Below are 17,591 nucleotides of genomic sequence, written 5' to 3'. Positions count from 1 at the left end.
ATGGAAAAGGTGATCGCGGTGCTCATGCGGGCCGACTCGGACGACGAATGGTGTGCCCGGCAACGGGGTCCGGTCGCCGACGCGCTGTTGGACCTGGGCCTGCCCGGGTTGGCCGTCAACGTCCGCGACGGCGCGGTGCGGCATTCGCTGATGACGTTGACGACGTTGGACCCACCCGTCGGCGCGGTCGTGAGCATGTGGACACAGCAGTGCTACGGCAAACAGCTGACGGCGGCCCTGGCGCTGCTCGACGCCGAATGCGACCTACTCGCCGCCTATCTGGTAACCGAATCCGTTCCCCTGGCCGCACCCGCCACCGACTCAGGCGCTCGCACACCGGGTTTAGCGAATATCGCGCTGCTACGTCGACCGCCGGAATTGGACCAGGCGACCTGGCTCGACCGGTGGCAACACAACCACACGCCGGTGGCCATCGAGACCCAATCGACGTTCGGCTACACCCAGAACTGGGTGGTCCGAACGCTTACCCCCGACGCACCGGGAATCACCGGAATAGTCGAGGAGTTGTTCCCCGCGGAGGCGATCACCGACCTGAAGGCGTTTTTCGGGGCCGCCGACAATGACGACCTGCAGTACCGGCTGGACCGGATGGTCGCCAGCACAACCGCATTCGGCGCCAACCAGAACATCGACACGGTGCCGACCAGTCGCTACGTGTTCAAGACCGCCTACCCGACCTGAGGACCACAGATGACCACACTCCAAGACGCCGTGGCGCTATCGGCCGCAGACAGCGGACTGGCGGTGATCTCGACCGTTCGCGCCGACGGCACCGTGCAGGCATCGCTGGTGAACGTCGGCCTGCTCCCACACCCGGAAACCGGTGCGCCAGTTCTCGGCTTCACCACCTACGGCAAAGTCAAACTCGCCAACCTACGGGTCCGACCCCAACTGGCGGTCACGTTCCGCGACGGCTGGCGGTGGGCGACCGTGGAGGGCACCGCCGAACTCGTCGGCCCCGACGACCCGCAGTCCTGGCTGGATCCAGACATACAGGCAGACCGGTTGCGGCTGCTGCTGCGCGAGGTCTTCACCGCCGCCGGCGGCACCCACGACGATTGGGACGAGTACGACAGGGTGATGGCCCTGGAACGACGCGCCGTGGTGCTGATCGCACCGACCCGCGTCTACAGCAACGGGTGAGCGCCGGCCGGGCAAAGGCGCGAGGTTAGGCTGCAGCGGTGACGCTGTTGCTGATCGAAGACGCCAATCGAGTACGCACCCTGACGCTGAACCGCCCTGAAGCGCTCAACGCCTTCAACGAAGCGCTCTATGACGCCACCGCCGAAGCGCTGTTGACCGCGGCCGAGGATCCGCATGTCGCGGTCGTCGTATTGACCGGCGCGGGGCGCGGCTTCAGCGCTGGCACGGATCTCGCCGAGATGCAGGCACGCATCACCGATCCCGGCTTCACCCCGGGCAAACACGGCTTCCCCGGCCTGATCGACGCGCTCAGCGCGTTCCCCAAACCGCTGATTTGCGCGGTCAACGGTGTCGGAGTGGGCATCGGTGCCACGATCCTCGGATACGCCGACCTGGCGTTCATGTCCGCGACGGCGCGGTTGAAATGCCCGTTCACCAGCCTCGGCGTGGCGCCCGAGGCCGCGTCGTCGTACCTGTTGCCTCAGCTGATCGGGCGGCAAAATGCCGCCTGGCTGTTGATGTCCTCGGAATGGATCGACGCCCAGGAAGCCTTGCGGATGGGTCTGGCCTGGCGCGTCTGCGCTCCGGAGGACCTCCTCGCCGAGACCCGGCGGCACGCGGAAGTCCTTGCCTCCCGGCCTATTTCAAGTTTGATGGCGGTCAAGCACACGATGGCCGAACCGATTCGGCCGGAGATCGCGGCGGCGACGGCGCGGGAAAACGCTCACTTCGCCAAGTTGATGGGCACTCAGGACAACGCCACGGCCCTCGCCTCGTTCGCCGACCGCAAGCAGAACTGATTCGCGTCAGCGCGACGCTGCCGTCTCGAGCTCGGGTTCGCTGTCCTTCGACGCGGCGATGATCGCGCGCAGCGTGCGTCGGCACCGCCCACAGTCGCCACCCGCGCCGCACGCCTCGGCCACCTCCTTAGAGGTGGAAGCACCACGGGCCACGCACTCCGCCACGGTGTGGTTGGTGACCCCGACGCACAGGCATACGTACATCAGCGTGCCTCACAAAGACGAGCGGTCGCCGGAACATGCCCCATGTTAAGTCAGTCTACCCTAAGTAGGTTAGACGAACCTAACTAAGGCGGCATTTTGCCTAGTGAGCGCAGCCATACCTTGCTGGAACATTCGAAATTTAGGTGGCAAAGTGCTGCTACGGCGACACCGCGCGCTGCAGCCCAGCCCGGTGTCGCAGTCCTGACAGCTTTGACACCGGAGGAGTGATCATGCAAGGGGATCCCGATGTGCTGCGTCTGCTCAACGAGCAACTGACCAGCGAACTGACCGCAATCAACCAGTACTTCCTGCATTCGAAGATGCAGGAGAACTGGGGCTTCACCGAGATCGCCGGGCACACCCGTGCCGAGTCCTTCGACGAGATGCGGCACGCCGAGGCGATCACCGACCGCATCTTGTTGCTCGATGGTCTGCCGAACTACCAGCGCCTCTTCTCGTTGCGCATCGGCCAAACGCTACGCGAGCAGTTCGAGGCGGATTTGGCGATCGAGTACGAGGTGTTGAACCGGCTCAAGCCGGGCGTCATCATGTGCCGCGCGAAAGAGGACAGCACCAGCGCCTTCCTGCTGGAGAAGATCATCGCCGACGAGGAGAACCACGTCGACTACCTGGAGACCCAGCTGCAGCTGATGGACAAGTTGGGTGAGCAGCTCTACCTGGCGCAGTGCGTGTCGCGGCCGCCGGGTTCGATCGCCTAGGTGCTGGCCGCCGGCTGACCCGCGACGCGATTGCCGCGGGTCAGCCGTGGGCACCCGTTAGCATCGGACGCCGACGGGAAGGCAGGCATGACCAGCGCGAGGGCATCATCCACCGCACCGACGCAGGCCAAGCCGGCGGCCACCACCGCCGCCAGCGGCCCGTTGATCACCCCGCAACGGCGAAACCTCATCTTCGTTGCGATCGTGCTCGGGATGCTGCTGGCGGCACTGGACCAGACGATCGTCGCCACCGCGCTGCCCACGATCGTCGCCGACCTCGGCGACGCCGGCCATCAGTCTTGGGTGGTGACCAGCTACCTGTTGGCATCCACAATCGTCACCGCGCTGGTCGGCAAACTGGGTGACCTGTTCGGCCGTAAGCGCGTTTTTCAGGCCGGCATCGTGTTCTTCGTGGTGGGGTCGGTGGTATGTGGACTGGCCCAATCCATGGGCATGCTGGTCGCGGCCCGGGCTCTGCAGGGCATCGGCGGCGGCGGGATCACAGTCACGGCGAGCGCGCTGATCGGTGAGGTGGTGCCGCTTCGCGAACGCGGCCGCTACCAGGGCATTCTCGGAGCCGTCTTCGGCGTGACCACAGTCGTCGGCCCCCTACTGGGGGGGTACTTCACCGACTACCTGACTTGGCGATGGGCGTTCTGGGTGAACGTGCCCATCTCGGTGGTGGTGATCTTCGTGGCGGCGGCGGTCATCCCGGCACTGGCGTCGGACGCCAAGCCGGTCATCGACTACGCCGGAATCGTGTTGGTCGGCCTGGGCGCCGCCGGCCTGACGCTGGCGACCAGCTGGGGCGGCACTCTGTACCCGTGGGGTTCGGCGACGATCGTTGGTCTGTTCGCCGGGGCCGCGGCGGCGCTGATCGCCTTCGTTTGGGTGGAAACCCGTGTGCCGCAACCCATCCTGCCGACCAGGTTGTTCGGCAGTCCGGTGTTCACGGTCTGTTGCGTGTTGTCGTTCGTGGTCGGGTTCGCGATGTTGGGCGCGATGACGTTTTTGCCGACCTACATGCAATATGTCAACGGCGTCTCGGCCACGACGTCGGGACTGCGCACGTTGCCGATGGTGGTGGGCATGCTGATCACCTCGACCGGTAGCGGCACTCTGGTCGGCCGGACTGGCCGGTACAAGGTGTTTCCGGTGGTCGGCACCGCCCTCATGGCGCTGGCCTTTCTGCTCATGTCGCGGATGACCCCGTCCACCTCGGCGGTGGTGCAGTCCCTGTATCTGCTCATCCTTGGCGCCGGCATCGGTCTATCCATGCAGGTGCTGGTTCTCATCGTGCAGAACACCTCGAACTTCGAAGATCTCGGCGTCGCCACCTCGGGTGTGACGTTCTTCCGGACCATCGGAAGTTCATTCGGTGCGGCGATATTCGGTTCGCTGTTCGCCAACTTCCTCAAGGGCCGTATGGCTTCGGCCCTGGCCGCCAGCGGCGCCCCACCCGACGCGGTCAGCTCGCCGGGCGCCCTGCATCACCAGCCCGCCAACGTGGCCGCCCCGATCGTGCAGGCGTATTCCGAGTCGCTCAATGAAGTCTTCTTCTGGGCAGCGCCGGTCGCCGTGCTCGGCTTCATCCTCGCCTTGTTCCTGCGCGAGGTCCCGCTGCGCGACATCCACAACAGCTCGGTCGATCTCGGCGACGGCTTTGGCATGCCCAGCACCGACACGCCGGAACGGCTGTTGGAGAACGCGATTGCGCGCATGCTGCGCGGCGATCCCGGGGTGCGGTTGCGCAGCATCGCGCTGCGGCCCGATTGCCGCCTGGACGTCGCCGGTCTGTGGGGCGTGATGCGTATTTACCGTTTCGCGCAGATGTACGGGACGGCGCGGCTCAGCGATATCGGCGACTCGCTGCGAATCCCGTTCGAGGTCCTCGAACCCACATTCGCCCGGCTGGTCGCCGGCGGTTACGTGCAGGGGGATGGCAACCAAATGTGGTTGACGCCCGCTGGTACGCAGCAGGTCGATTACGTCTACTCGTTGCTGCTGGGCTGGATAGTGGACAAGCTGTCCCGATCGCCCGGCTTCGAGGGTCGGCCGGACCGCCGCCAAGTCGAAACCGCGCTGCAGCACATTGCACACCGTGTTCTGGCCCAACGCGATTGGCACGACGACACACCCGCCACCGCGGCGCTGCAGGCCGGCGTGGGCAATACCCATTAAGGATGCCGCGGTGCGGGCGTAGCATCACGCCATGAGCCGAATCGGAACATTCGCTGACGACGACATCTACGGCTGGGCCACGAAGTCCCCGGACCTCGGCGGCGCGATAGCCAACTTCAGCCAGGCTGTCTACACCAAGAATCGCCTGCCAATGCGCACCCGCGAAATCGCCCGGGCCGTGATCGCCCACGACAACGAATGCACCGTATGCATGAACACCCGCGACGCCGACGGCCCGGCCGAGGGCGTCGACGAAGCGCTCTACGAGCACGCACTGCAGTGGCGGACCTGGGAGGGTTTCAGCGAGCAGGAGCGGCTGGCCGCCGAGTTCGCCCACCGGTTCGGCACGGAGCACACCAAGTTGCGTGAGGACGAAGACTTTTGGCGACGCGCCGGCGAGCACTTCTCCGAGGAACTGCTGGCTGACCTCGCGCTCTCCTGTGCACTCTGGGTCGGCATGGGCCGGATGCTGCGGACCCTCGATATCGGCCAGACTTGCAAGCTGACCCTACCGAGTCGGGCACAGTAGGGCGGGCGAGCTGTTCGACGGTATCCCCGATAGGGCTGCCATGACGGCCATGCCGCTTGCCGCCGCAGCGGTCGCCCAGCTGGAGACCGAGGGCGTCGACACCGTGCTCGGCACCGTGGTGAATCCGGCCGGGCTCATCCACGCCAAGACGGTGCCGATCCGGCGCACCAGTATTTTCGCCGATCCCGGCCTGGGCGCCAGCCCCACGTGGCACGCCTTCGCCATTGACCAGACCGGCATCGCCTTCACCGACAATGTTGGCGTGATCGGCGATCAGCGGGTGCGTATCGATCTGGCCGCGCTGCGTCTGCTTGGTGACGGTTTGGCCTGGGCGCCAGCCGGTTTCTTCGAGCAAGACGGCGCCCCGGTCGCGGCGTGCAGCCGGGGAACCCTGGGTCGGGTCGAAGCCGCACTGGCCGGGGCCGGGCTGACCGCCGCGGTTGGTCACGAGGTCGAGTTCGTGTTGGTCGGCCCGGACGGCGGCCAACTGCCCGCGACGCTGTGGGCACAGTACGGCCTCGCCGGTGTCCTGGAACACGAGGCCTTCGTCCGCGATGTCACCACGGCCGCCGTCCGTTCGGGGGTGGGAATCGAGCAGTTCCATCCCGAGTACGGAGCCAACCAGTTCGAGATCTCGTTGTCGCCGTTGCCGCCGGTGGCCGCCGCCGATCAATTGGTGCTGGCGCGGATCCTCATCGCGCGTGTCGCGCGTCGGTACGGATTGCGTATCAGCCTGTCGCCGGTGCCGTTCGCGGGTGGAGTCGGATCCGGTGCCCACCAGCATTTTTCGCTGACAACGCCGGATGGCCCATTGTTTTCCGGCGGCTCCGGTCCCGGCGGCATGACGCCCGCGGGGGAGAGCGCCGTTGCTGGTGTGCTGCACGGACTGCATGAGGCCCAGGGCGTTTTGTGCGGATCGATCGTATCGAGTATGCGCATGCAGCCGGGCAACTGGGCGGGGTCCTACGCCTGCTGGGGTATCGAAAATAGGGAAGCTGCAGTGCGATTCATTAGGGGCGGTCCGGGCAGTCCGCACGGGGGCAATGTCGAGGTGAAGATCGTCGATCCGTCGGCCAACCCGTATTTCGCGTCGGCCGCGATCCTGGGGCTGGCGCTCGACGGTATCCGGCGCAACGTGCCGTTACCTGCCGCGACGACAGTAGACCCCGCCACCATCTCGGCGGCCGAGCGGGAACACGCCGGGATCGCCAGCTTGGCCGACCGTCAGCCCGAGATCATTGCTGCGCTTGACCATTCACCGTTACTTCGGCAAATTCTTGGCGACCCCGCGGTCGATATGATGGTCGCAGTCCGCAGGCTGGAACAGCAGCGTTACGGCGACCTCGATCCCGAACAGCTGGCGGACAAGTTCCGGATGGCGTGGAGCGTCTGAGGGTGACCCGGACGTCGGCTCTGGCGCAACATATCGGCGAGGTGGCCCTGATCGATCAGCACGTCCACGGCTGCTGGTTGCAGTCGGGGGATCGGCGGCGGTTCGAAAGCGCGCTCAACGAGGCCAACACCGAACCGCTCACCCAGTCGGGTTTCGATTCACAGCTCGGCCTCGCGATTCGCGCGCACTGTAGCCCGGTACTGGGACTACCCAAACATAGTGATCCGCACCAGTATTGGGAACGTCGCAGCGAACTCACCGAGCGCGAGCTAGCCCGCCTGTTCCTGCCGTCCGCCGGGGTGAGCGACTGGGTGGTGGACACTGGTATCGACGCCGGCACCGCCGATGTGGCCGAGCTGGGCGCGCTGTCCGGTAACCGGATTCACGAAGTCGTCCGCCTCGAACAGGTTGCGGAGCAGGCCGCGCAGACGCCGGGCGATTACGCGTCGGCATTCACCGCGATCCTGCACGACCGCGCGGCCAGCGCCGTCGGCACCAAGTCCATCCTGGCCTACCGCGGCGGTTTCGAGGGGGATCTCAGCGAGCCCCACCTTAGGGAGGTTGCCGAGGCCGCAACGCGGTGGCGGGACCATGGCGGAACCCGGCTGCAGGACCGGGTGCTGCTTCGTTTCGGATTGCACCAGGCCCTTGGGCTTGGCATGCCGCTGCAATTCCACGTCGGCTACGGCGACCGCGACTGCGACCTGCGCACAGCCAACCCGCTGTATCTGCGCGATTTCCTGTTGCAGGCCGGCGATACCCCGATCGTGTTGCTGCACTGCTATCCCTATGAGCGCGAAGCGGGTTACTTGGCGCAGGCGTACACCAACGTCTATCTCGACGGCGGATTGAGCATCAACCACCTTGGAGCCCGTGCGCCGGCGTTCATTGGCCGGCTGTTGGAGATGGCGCCGTTCGGCAAAATTCTGTATTCATCCGATGGCTTCGGGCCTGTCGAGCTGCACTACCTGGGCGCGGTCTTGTGGCGCAATGGCATGCATCGGGTATTGCGCGGCTTCGTCGACAACGACGACTGGAGCGAGGTGGACGCGATGCGGGTGGTCGACCTCATCGCGCGCGAAAATGCCACCCGCCTCTACCGCATCAGCGGCTGAGAATACCGAATCGGAACGGAAACGATGGCGCTGGATCGTCGCGACTTTTTCAAGTGGGGCTTGGGATTCGGCACCGCAGCCACAGCCGCAGCCGCCGGGTGCTCGCATCCGGCACCGCCCTCGCCTCCCAACGGCAAGCCGGACTACACACTGCGGATCGGCGCCGGGACTGTCGAACTGGCGCCGGACCACATCGTCTCGACCACCCTTTACAACGGGCAGTTCCCTGGTCCACTGCTGCGCCTGAAAGAAGGGCAGCGAACCTGGGTGGACATCCACAACGACACGGACACCCCCGAGCAATTGCATTGGCACGGCCAGCATCTGGATGTCGACATCGACGGCGCCGCGGAGGAGGGCACGCCCTACATCGCCGCACACGGCATGCGGCAAATCTCCTTTGTGCCGGGACCGGCGGGGTTCCGCTTCTACCACACCCATGTGGTCCCGCGCGCCGACTTGTCCCGGGGCCAGTACACCGGACTGGTGGGGCCCGTCTACATCGAGCCCAAGCAGCACCCGGGCTCCTACGACCAAGAAATCTTCTTAACCCTCAAGGAGTTTGAGCCGACCTTCAGCCGGGGCGGCGACATGGCCAGCGATTTCCTGGCCGGCGCCGAGGACCCCGGGCTGAAGGCGAAGGGCGAGTCGGCGATGGGGGCCTCGTTGGCCCGTGGCGAACCGCACGGGTACGAGGTGAGCTACGGCGCTTTTACCGTCAACGGCCGCAAACTCGGCCAAGGTGATCCGCTGCGGGTTCAAGCCGGTCAACGGATCATGCTGCATGTGCTCAACGGCAGTGCCACGGAGTCACGCAGCCTGGCGCTGCCGGGGCACCGGTTCACCGTGGTTGCGCTGGATGGCAATCCGGTGCCGAACCGGGCGTCGGTGCCCGTGCTCTGGCTTGGCGCGGCCGAGCGGATTTCGGCAGTTGTCGACATGACCAACCCGGGAAAATGGGTGCTGGGTGATCTGTCCGACGACGACCGCGGCAACGGCATGGGCATTGTCGTCGAATACGCGGGGCGCGGCGGTGACCCGCAATGGACGCCGCCCCCGGCATTCAAATGGGACTACCGCCTGTTCGCCGCCCCGGCGCCGGCAGCTTTGCCGACACCCGATCACGTCATCGAGATGCTGATCGAGAAGCGCAACGCCGCCGACAACGGGTTCAACATCTGGACGATCAACGACACGTCGTTCTCGATGGAGAGCAACACCCCCGTGCTCAACCTGGAACGCGGCAAGCGCTACCGGCTGCGCTTGCGCAATGCCACCGACGACCTGCACCCCATGCATCTGCATCGGAACACCTTCGAAATCACCCAGTTCGCCGGTACGACGACGGCCGGCGTGCGCAAGGACGTCGCGATGCTCGGTGGCTACCAGCTCATGGACGTCGACTTCGTCGCCGATCAGCCGGGATTGTCGCTGCTGCACTGCCATCAGCAGATCCACATGGACTTCGGGCTGATGTTGTTGCTCAACACCGGCTGAACACTTGCGTCGTTGCTTCGACGATTGCTTATATAGGCGAATGTCGAATCAACCCGGGTGTCGCCCGGCGATCGGGGCGGCCGCGCTGGATGAGTCGCAGGCCGCCGAGCTGGCGGCCATGTTCAAGGCACTCGGCGACCCGGTCCGGCTGCGGCTACTCAGTTTGATTGCGAGCCACCCCGGCGGCGAGGCCTGCGTGTCTGAAATTTCGACGACCTTCGACGTGTCCCAGCCGACGATCTCCCATCACCTCAAGCTGTTACGCTCGGCCGGCCTGCTGGCCTGCGAGCGACGCGGCACTTGGGTCTACTACTGGACGATTCCCTCGGCGCTGCAACGGCTCTCGTCCCTCCTGGACGGCAGCCTTGGCGCTGAGGTGGTGAACGGGTAATCGGGACCACCCGCTGCTTCACCACGCAGGACACGGTCTGGATCACCGGACCTGACGAGGAGTGGTGGGAGATCTACACGATGCTTACCGCCGCCGCAACGTTCCCGCCGCAGAGTGAGCAACCCGACCAAACATGCTGCGCCACTTAGGCACCCACAAAGTCACCCACACAGCCCCCTGGCCGGGCCCCAAACTTTGGTGTGAAATCGAGGCAATCCGGGTAGTCGGCGTCGGAGACCGATGCTAACGACAGGACAAGGATATGGGGCTCGTCGGAGAGGCCTTCGGACAGGCGCTGGACTGGACGCGCAACCAGGTGGTGTCCAGGGTGCCCAGGGCCGACCTCGACCAACGGGATCCGGACTATATCCGTGACCAGTTGCCGGGCACCTGGCTGCTCGCCTCGCTGTACTTCAGGGCGGATGTGCGGGGACTGGATCGGATCCCCAGCACGGGTCCGGTACTGCTGGTGGGCAATCACAGCGGCGGCAACGTGCCTCCCGACACCTTCGTCTTCACGCTCGCGTTCTGCTCCTACTTCGGCGTCGAGCGGCCGTTTTACCAATTGGCCCATAATCTCGTCGTCTCGGCACCGCCCTTGGGGTGGCTACGCAAGTTCGGCACCGTCGCCGCCAATCCTGAAAACGCCCGGCTCGCTTTGCAATCCGGCGCGGCCCTACTCGTCTACCCCGGCGGTGACTACGAGGTCTTCCGGCCCTCGTGGGAACGTCACAAGGTCGACTTCGGCGGCCGGATGGGGTATGTGCGACTTGCCCGTGAGACGGGAGTATCCATCGTTCCGGTGGCCAGCGTCGGGGGACAGGAAAGCGCGCTGTTCCTCAACCGCGGACAGTGGCTGGCGAAACTGTTGATGGCAGATAAGCTGCTGCGCCTCAAGAGCATTCCGATCTCACTGGCCCTGCCCTGGGGCCTCAACATCAGTGACCTGGCCGGCCACATCCCGCTGCCCACCAAGATCGTGATCGAAGTCCAGGAACCCATCGAGGTCGACGGCGACGATCAGGCGGTGCACGACAAAGTGATGGCCAGCCTGCAAGCCGGCGTCGACCGCCTCGCCGCCAAGCGCCGCTTCCCGGTGATCGGCTGATGCGCGTCGAACGCCGCTGCGTTGTCAAAGCGGACCGCGAGACGGTCTGGAAGATCGTCAGCGACCCGGACTGCTACCCGAAGTTCATGACCAACCTCGAGCGCTGGGAAGCGGCTAACGAACAACGCGCCGGCATCGGCGCGCGCTACATCGTGCACTGGAAAATCGGTTCGGTCCCAGTGGGCGGTCTGATCGAGGTGGTCGAATTTGACGAGCGCCGCGATGTGGCCTGGGTGGGTCTGACCGGCATCACGTTGCGCGGCCGGATCCGGCTGCGCGACGGCGGCGAGGGCAAGACCAAGGTCACCTTCCGGCTGTCCTATCAGGCGCCGGGCGGCCTGCTGGGTTACCTCGCGGATCGGATCGCGGTGCGGCAGGTGGGCCGCACGCTGTCAGAAACACTGAAGTGCCTCAGCGAATTGGCTGAGTCCTAACTTCCAGCCCTGCGCCGGGACGACAACCCGAATTGTCCATGTCGTTGTTGTCAACGGGGAATTACCCATCTTGTCCGTCGGTTTGCTGCAATACAACGAGCCGAAGGTGAAGCAAGCGATACCGGTGGCAAGGGGGTTGTCGTTGAGGGGGGCCACTGCACGGCCGGGATCGCGGGTGCGCACGGCGAACTGGTTCATGCACATGGCGCTTCCGATGGTCGCGTTGTGGCTGTTGCTCGACAGACCCAGGGTCGACCTGGAATGGGACAACCGCCTCGCGCATTTCGTGTTGGTGCTGTCCGCATCCGTGGTGAGTGTGGTGCTGGGCGTCCTGATCGGCCGAGCGGCTCGCACCCGTGACGACGCCCGGCTCTGGTTGGTCTCGCTCGTCTTCATCACGACGGCCGGCTTTTTCGGTGTGCATGCCTTGTTCACCCCGGGGGTGCTGATGGATACCTCCGACGCGGAGTTCATGTTGCCGACGCGAATGGGGCTGGTGGTGGCCGGCGCCGTCGCGCTGGCCTCGTCGGCGAAGTTCACCCCGGCGCGAAACGCCCGACTCTGGTCACTGCGCCGGCCGCTGTCGGCGCTGGTGTGGTTCCTGATGGTCGCCACCGCGGCGTTGGTCCTCTGCGGTGCGCTCGACCGGCTGCAAAACCAGGATGAGCTCGAGGACATCGAGCAAGTGGGGGCGTTGGCCGGTGGTGTGCTATTCGCCGCCGCGGCGTTGGTCTACTTTCCGATTTATCGGCGGCGCCCCGCGGTCGTCGTCGTTTCTGTACTCACCGCATTCGTGCTGCTGGCCGAGGCGTCGGTGGCCCTGGCGCTCGGCATGAGCTGGCACGCTTCGTGGTGGCTGTGGCATTTGCTGATGACGATGGCCTTCTGCTTCATCGCCTATAGCGCGCGGGTGCAGTTCCGTCGGGAAGGCTCGGTGCGGGGCCTATTCGATGCGCTGGCCACCCAGCAGACGATCGCGGACCTGCGTCGCGACTATGCCGCGGCGCTCGAAGAGATGGTCGACCTGCTCCAGCGCCGCGAGCAGGGTGAACACGTCGCCATCGGCGCGGTCGCGGCGCGGCTGGCCGACCGCTTCGAGCTGTCCGAACAGCAGGTCGCGGTGCTCAAACGGGGAGCCGAGGCGCTGGGCGCGGAGCGCGAACGCGTGCGCAAGCTGCGAAGTCTGGTGTCCGTCGGGCGCGAGGCCAGCGTCATCCAGGACGAGGACGCACTACTGGATCGAGTAATGGCCGCCATCGCTGAAGCCTTCCCCGGCGACCAATTTCGCCTTGGTATCGTGCGCGACAGCGAACTCGGCTTCGCCGACACGGCGCCCGGCGATGATCCGTTGGAGCTGCCCCTGATGGTCAAAGGGCAACTCGCCGGAGTGATCGAGGCGTATCGCGCCGACGGCCCATTCGCCGACGCCGACGTTGCACTGTTGCGCTCTTTCGCCACCCAGTCCTCGATCGCGTTGGAGAACGCCCGCCTCTACCACCACCTCGACGGTCTGTTTCGCAGCTACATGTCGCCAGCGGTCGCGACGGCACTGCTAGCCGACCCCGATCAGGCCGGGCTCGGCGGTGCTGTCACCGAGGTCACCGTGTTGATGGCCGACCTGCACGGCTTCACGCCGTTCACCGAAGCGACGTCGCCCGACCAGGTGGTCACGATGTTGAACACCTACTACGGCGCTGTGGTCCCGATCATTCTCGACGCCGGTGGCACCGTGCTGCAGTTCGTCGGTGACGCCGTGACAGCTATTTGGGGCGCCCCGGCGCGGCAGTCCGATCACGCGCTGCGGGCTGCCCGGACCGGACTGGCCCTGCACGATGTCGTCGAGCGTGCGGCACGCGGGCACGCCGACTGGCCGCGGTTCCGCGTCGGGATCAACACCGGGCCAGCGCTGGTCGGAAATATCGGCGCCGAGGAAATGCGTAGCTTCACGGCGATCGGGGACACCATGAACCTGGCGGCCCGGCTGCAGAACCTGGCCGAGCCCGGTCAGGTGGTTGTCGGCCCCAACACCTGCGCGGCACTCGGCCCAAGCGCTCGGGTGAGCAGACACGGGTCGGTGAAAGTCAAAGGAAAGCGCGACCCGGTGCGGCTGTGCGTTTTGCACGACTTGGCGTCCTAACAAATTGCTTTTCCCGTGTGCACGGTGCGCTTCGTGTTACGGGCAGATCCAGGCAGACCACCAAACTTCTTAGCACTGGGCATTGCGCAATTGTCGGCGATGACGGGACTGGCGCCCGGTGATCCACGCAACGAAAACTGTTGGCTACTAAGCTTTGACGACTTAGACTGGTTGTCTCGGGCAAGTCGACGATAGAAGTCCATATCGGGCAACGGAGCAGTCTGAACCGAACGGGGGAAATGACATGTCACGCCACACCAGTAAATTCATCGTCGCTTTGATCCTTGCGTTTACCGCCAGCGCGACGTCGGGGTGCACGGTTCCGCTCACCATCGATTGCAGCCCGTTTACCTGCACTCCGTAAAAAGAGCGCCCGCCTTCGGCGGGCTGCGGATAGCCGGTTGCGCACGAATGGCCACGAATTGCCACGAAGGGCCTTAAATGGCCACAAATGGCATTGCGCGGCCACGTTTCCCGCCGCTGACCGGCCCGGTCACCTGGTTAGCCAACGCCGGCATACCCCTCGCATGCCGATCTGCTGCTAGAAGAGCCGGTCCGCGATAGTCCCTGCTCGCCCAGGGATTATCGCGGACCTGGCTAACGACGATTACGGGATGAAGGTAAGACCTGAACCGCCCGGATCAATCGTCAAAGGAATCGTGCACCCTGATGCCGAAAGGGCAGTGAAGCCCAGCATAAAGGCGACGACGATTTTACTGCTGAGACGTGCCACGGTGTTGCCCCCATTCGTCCAAGGCTTTTCTGTTACCAGAGAGCCGATCGTGTTGCCCGAGACACACGTACAATACGATGCGAAAGACCAAGATCACGAGCATTTTCGAGAAAATCGCCGCAAGATATTTTGCCAAATTCATTCTGCCGGTACGGTTCTACCGCTGCACGCAAGTTAACGGTATGGAGAAAACGAATGTTGTTGATAATCAACCGATCTCAATACCGTTTTCCAGACCGTGTTCCGGGAGATTAGTCGGCGCACAGCGGGATGCGGCGGCTGGCAGTCTTTGATCGCTCCTGACGGAGTACTAGCGACTAGCCCCAGTGCGGCGGAACTTCGCTGCCCGGGCAATCCGTGTGTCGGCACTGGACGTCCCGCACGATCCTACGCAGGACCTTGCCGGCGTCGTCGCGCACATATTCGACGGTCGCCTCCGCCGCCCGTCGGCAGTGTGGGCAGACTTCCATTTCGGTCTCGAACCGCGGCATGCGAACGCCCTCCCGTCGCGCTGCGATCATAGCGATCGGGGGGACGCGGCAGTGATCGGCCGGCTTTCGCAGAGTTGGGCTGAACGGGCACAGCGCCACCGAGCAAACGTGACACCTTTCAAGGCGCCATGTGTTGGCGGGCGCCCCGGCCCGGTATCGGGATTGCCCGGGGCGCCCGGCACATTCTTGCTACGAGGCTCAGCAGCTGCCTACATAGTGACGGTGATGAGCGAGAGAACGGGTGTACACCCCGTCGCCACCACGGCCGTGAACCCGAGGATTATGGCGACAGTGATTTTGCTGGTGATACGCGACATTACACACTCCATTTCATCCCGATTGCGCCCGGCTCAGTGTGGAGCCGGGTCCATGGCGTCAGGAGGCACCAAAATAGCCGGTCCTGACTCCAACAACTAATAGCCGGATTGAAGGCGCCCACCATCGCATTCAAACCAGATTCGGCCGGTGCAGATACTAACCCGAACTCTTACATACCTTCCACGACTACTCGCCGGTAATTTCTATGTGTTTGATTTGCTAGAGCGGACGCGGACATGCTGGATTGCCCAGCCATCCGCAACCGTCCGGAGCCAGCCACATGCCTGCCGCCTGGTGAAATACATACGCGCACACGCTATTTAGCGCGCACAGCAACACACAGGCCGCAGGGGACCGCCACTAATCGGGCGGCCCTGGTACTAGAACCGTCGATCAGTAGATGACAATCACTTTGCTGGATTGCAATCCCAGTACCCGGTACATGCCAAGCATCCAGCACACGAATACCGGCCATATTCGCCGACACTGAATTACTGTTTGTGCATACTACGGGTACTCATGCGAGCGCGAAGAATCGAGGGTTTCAGTTCTTTGCTGAACCGTCGAATGCCTTCCCACGCCAACGCCCTAAAACGACAAAAGCGAAAATACCGGTGAGCAACCCGATGCCGTTATGGCGGTGAAACCTAGGATCATGGCAATAGTGACTTTGCTAGTTAGGCGTGACATAGGCACTCCGTTCGTCGAGGTATCACCCGACTCAAGCCAGGCCGGGTGCGGCGTCAGGAGAATAAGAATGGCCGCTCCCGACTCCGAACAACACATAGCTGGCATGAAGGCGCCCACCACCGCATTCAGACCCGATTCGGCCGCTGCAGATCATAACCGACATGTGCTGGAACGCGCCAGATGATACCGACGGGTAACTATCACCGCAGTTCACATACACAGGAATCTGAAAGATGCTTCAGATCAGACCTGAAGCATCGAAAACCCAGGACGTATCTGCTGCCGCCAGGTTCTCGAAGTGATTCGGCGGCGCGAAACTAATCAGGCTGTTCATGTCCCAATAGTCTTTCCACACCGTGATCTTGGCGTCGACCACTTTATGTACTGTGACGAATCGGAGCACGCCTTGCTCACCCGAGGCAAACGTCCACGTTTCGGAATGCTCGTACATCACGTCGGTGCCGTTGGACACCAGCACGCCGTCATGGTTCTGGTAGCCGGCCAACGGCTCGAGCCCAATCTTGAGTCGCGTCACGATGTTCTCGGGTCCCCGGGCCGACACTGCCGGGACGGGCATGTCGACGTAGAGGCAGTCGTCGGCCAGAAACGTCTTGACCGCATCCCAGTCTCGCCGCGAAAGCGCCTGCCACATACCGAGAACCACGTCGTCGACTCTAATCATAGAAACGTCTGTCATAGCGGCAAATAAACTCGCTCACCGGGCGGGTGTCAACCACGGCTTGCGCACGGATACTCACAGGGTGAACCCGCTTCAGCGCTACCTCGCCCACGAGATCGCCACTGACCACGTCGACGGCCTGATGACGCGACGAGAAGCCTTGCGGCGACTGTCGCTGCTCGGTCTGGGCAGCACCGCAGCAGTTGCGCTCCTCGCCGCCTGCGCCAAGGACCAAGGACAGCCCCCAACCGCCAAATCGTCGGTGCATCCCGAAACCTCAGTTGCCCCCACGCCACCGCCCGGAATGGCGAACGCGTTACCGACGGCGCCGATTTCGTGGACCAGCTCGGGGGGTCAGTTGCGGGGGGCCTGGGCGCAGGCAGCCAACCCCAAGGGCGCGGTCTTAGTTATCCACGAAAACCGCGGGCTGAACGACTGGGTGCGCTCGGTCGCGGGACGTCTGGCGGGCGCCGGATACTCGGCGCTGGCCATCGACCTGTTGTCGGAACAGGGTGGGACCGCGGCGTTCACGGATCCTGCGCAGGCCACCGCGGCACTCGCCGCCATCGCGCCCGGGCAATTCACCCACGATATGAATTCCGGCGTCGCCGAGCTTCGACTGCGTGCACCGGGACAGCAGGTGGCCGTGGTCGGGTTCTGCTTTGGCGGCGGACTGGTGTGGCAACTGCTGGCCGCCGGCGCGCTCGGCGTGTCGGCAGCGGTCCCGTTTTATGGGCCGTTGCCGCCGAACCCGGACTTCGCCGCGTCCAAGGCCGCGGTGCTGGGCATCTACGGCGCCCTCGACGCGAGGGTGACCGGCTCGCAATCGGCCGCCAAGGCAGCGTTGGACCGGGCTGGGCTGATCAACGAGCTGGTGGTGGAACCGAATGCCGACCATGCCTTCTTCAACGAGACCGGCCCCCGCTACAACGCCGTTGCCGCCGCGGACGCCTGGCAGCGGCTGCTGGACTGGCTCGACCGATACCTGGCCCGGCGCTGAGCTCGAGA

17 protein-coding genes are annotated in these 17,591 nt (G+C 64.5%); 14 read left to right on the top strand and 3 right to left on the bottom strand.

From position 1 onward, the window contains the following. The 3 genes from G6N33_RS25435 to G6N33_RS25425 are packed head-to-tail and all read left to right on the top strand — an operon-like array spanning window position 1 to window position 1,964. Window positions 1-702 carry an EthD domain-containing protein gene (locus tag G6N33_RS25435; RefSeq protein WP_044505963.1) on the top strand — a complete coding sequence of 234 codons (702 nt, stop codon included), beginning with the start codon at window positions 1-3 and terminating at the stop codon, window positions 700-702. Between the two features lie 9 nt (window positions 703-711). Further along, entirely contained in the window at window positions 712-1,164 is a 453-nt protein-coding gene (locus tag G6N33_RS25430) for a TIGR03618 family F420-dependent PPOX class oxidoreductase (RefSeq protein ID WP_044505965.1), read from the top strand. A gap of 44 nt (window positions 1,165-1,208) precedes the next feature. Next, the gene (locus G6N33_RS25425) at window positions 1,209-1,964 is read left to right on the top strand and encodes an enoyl-CoA hydratase/isomerase family protein (RefSeq protein ID WP_044511781.1); all 756 of its coding nucleotides are present in this window, start codon (window positions 1,209-1,211) and stop codon (window positions 1,962-1,964) included. A 6-nt stretch (window positions 1,965-1,970) separates the two neighbouring features. Here G6N33_RS25425 and G6N33_RS25420 read toward each other — a convergent pair whose 3' ends face one another. Further along, window positions 1,971-2,168 carry a (2Fe-2S)-binding protein gene (locus G6N33_RS25420; RefSeq protein ID WP_044505966.1) on the bottom strand — a complete coding sequence of 66 codons (198 nt, stop codon included), beginning with the start codon at window positions 2,166-2,168 and terminating at the stop codon, window positions 1,971-1,973. Window positions 2,169-2,398: 230 nt separating this feature from the next. Here G6N33_RS25420 and bfr point away from each other — a divergent pair, with 230 nt between their 5' ends. The 10 genes from bfr to G6N33_RS25370 all read left to right on the top strand — a co-directional run bounded on the left by bfr (window position 2,399) and on the right by G6N33_RS25370 (window position 13,672). After that, a complete protein-coding gene (gene bfr, locus G6N33_RS25415; protein WP_044511783.1) occupies window positions 2,399-2,887 on the top strand; it encodes a bacterioferritin in 489 nt (162 codons plus the stop codon). A gap of 87 nt (window positions 2,888-2,974) precedes the next feature. Beyond that, a complete protein-coding gene (locus tag G6N33_RS25410) occupies window positions 2,975-5,068 on the top strand; it encodes an MDR family MFS transporter (RefSeq protein WP_101528277.1) in 2,094 nt (697 codons plus the stop codon). Window positions 5,069-5,099: 31 nt separating this feature from the next. Further along, on the top strand, window positions 5,100-5,597 hold the full coding sequence (locus G6N33_RS25405) for a carboxymuconolactone decarboxylase family protein (RefSeq protein WP_044505968.1): 498 nt from the start codon (window positions 5,100-5,102) through the stop codon (window positions 5,595-5,597). A gap of 40 nt (window positions 5,598-5,637) precedes the next feature. Next, a complete protein-coding gene (locus G6N33_RS25400) occupies window positions 5,638-6,990 on the top strand; it encodes a type I glutamate--ammonia ligase (protein WP_044505970.1) in 1,353 nt (450 codons plus the stop codon). A gap of 2 nt (window positions 6,991-6,992) precedes the next feature. Beyond that, entirely contained in the window at window positions 6,993-8,105 is a 1,113-nt protein-coding gene (locus G6N33_RS25395; protein WP_044511784.1) for an amidohydrolase family protein, read from the top strand. Between the two features lie 24 nt (window positions 8,106-8,129). Then, complete coding sequence (locus G6N33_RS25390) at window positions 8,130-9,602, top strand: multicopper oxidase family protein (RefSeq protein ID WP_044505972.1); 1,473 nt, start codon at window positions 8,130-8,132, stop codon at window positions 9,600-9,602. Between the two features lie 40 nt (window positions 9,603-9,642). After that, window positions 9,643-9,993 carry an ArsR/SmtB family transcription factor gene (locus tag G6N33_RS25385; protein ID WP_044505974.1) on the top strand — a complete coding sequence of 117 codons (351 nt, stop codon included), beginning with the start codon at window positions 9,643-9,645 and terminating at the stop codon, window positions 9,991-9,993. A 262-nt stretch (window positions 9,994-10,255) separates the two neighbouring features. Next, window positions 10,256-11,101, top strand: a complete 846-nt coding sequence (locus G6N33_RS25380; RefSeq protein ID WP_044505975.1) for a lysophospholipid acyltransferase family protein — start codon at window positions 10,256-10,258, stop codon at window positions 11,099-11,101. Continuing rightward, window positions 11,101-11,535, top strand: coding sequence for an SRPBCC family protein (locus tag G6N33_RS25375; protein ID WP_044505976.1), 435 nt, complete (start codon window positions 11,101-11,103; stop codon window positions 11,533-11,535). Before G6N33_RS25380 ends, G6N33_RS25375 begins: the two co-directional genes overlap by 1 nt. A 175-nt stretch (window positions 11,536-11,710) precedes the next feature. Next, a complete protein-coding gene (locus G6N33_RS25370; protein WP_049918916.1) occupies window positions 11,711-13,672 on the top strand; it encodes an adenylate/guanylate cyclase domain-containing protein in 1,962 nt (653 codons plus the stop codon). Between the two features lie 1,050 nt (window positions 13,673-14,722). Here the strand turns inward: G6N33_RS25370 and G6N33_RS25365 are convergent. Then, window positions 14,723-14,896 carry a 5'-phosphate oxidase gene (locus G6N33_RS25365; protein ID WP_044511788.1) on the bottom strand — a complete coding sequence of 58 codons (174 nt, stop codon included), beginning with the start codon at window positions 14,894-14,896 and terminating at the stop codon, window positions 14,723-14,725. A 1,246-nt stretch (window positions 14,897-16,142) separates the two neighbouring features. Next, a complete protein-coding gene (locus G6N33_RS25360) occupies window positions 16,143-16,586 on the bottom strand; it encodes a limonene-1,2-epoxide hydrolase family protein (RefSeq protein WP_044505978.1) in 444 nt (147 codons plus the stop codon). Between the two features lie 79 nt (window positions 16,587-16,665). Here G6N33_RS25360 and G6N33_RS25355 point away from each other — a divergent pair, with 79 nt between their 5' ends. Then, window positions 16,666-17,583, top strand: coding sequence for a dienelactone hydrolase family protein (locus G6N33_RS25355; protein ID WP_044505979.1), 918 nt, complete (start codon window positions 16,666-16,668; stop codon window positions 17,581-17,583). The last annotated feature ends 8 nt before the right edge of the window (window positions 17,584-17,591 follow it).

Source organism: Mycobacterium simiae (genome assembly GCF_010727605.1).
Lineage (GTDB): Bacteria > Actinomycetota > Actinomycetes > Mycobacteriales > Mycobacteriaceae > Mycobacterium > Mycobacterium simiae.
This window is presented reverse-complemented; position numbering and strand designations above follow the sequence as displayed.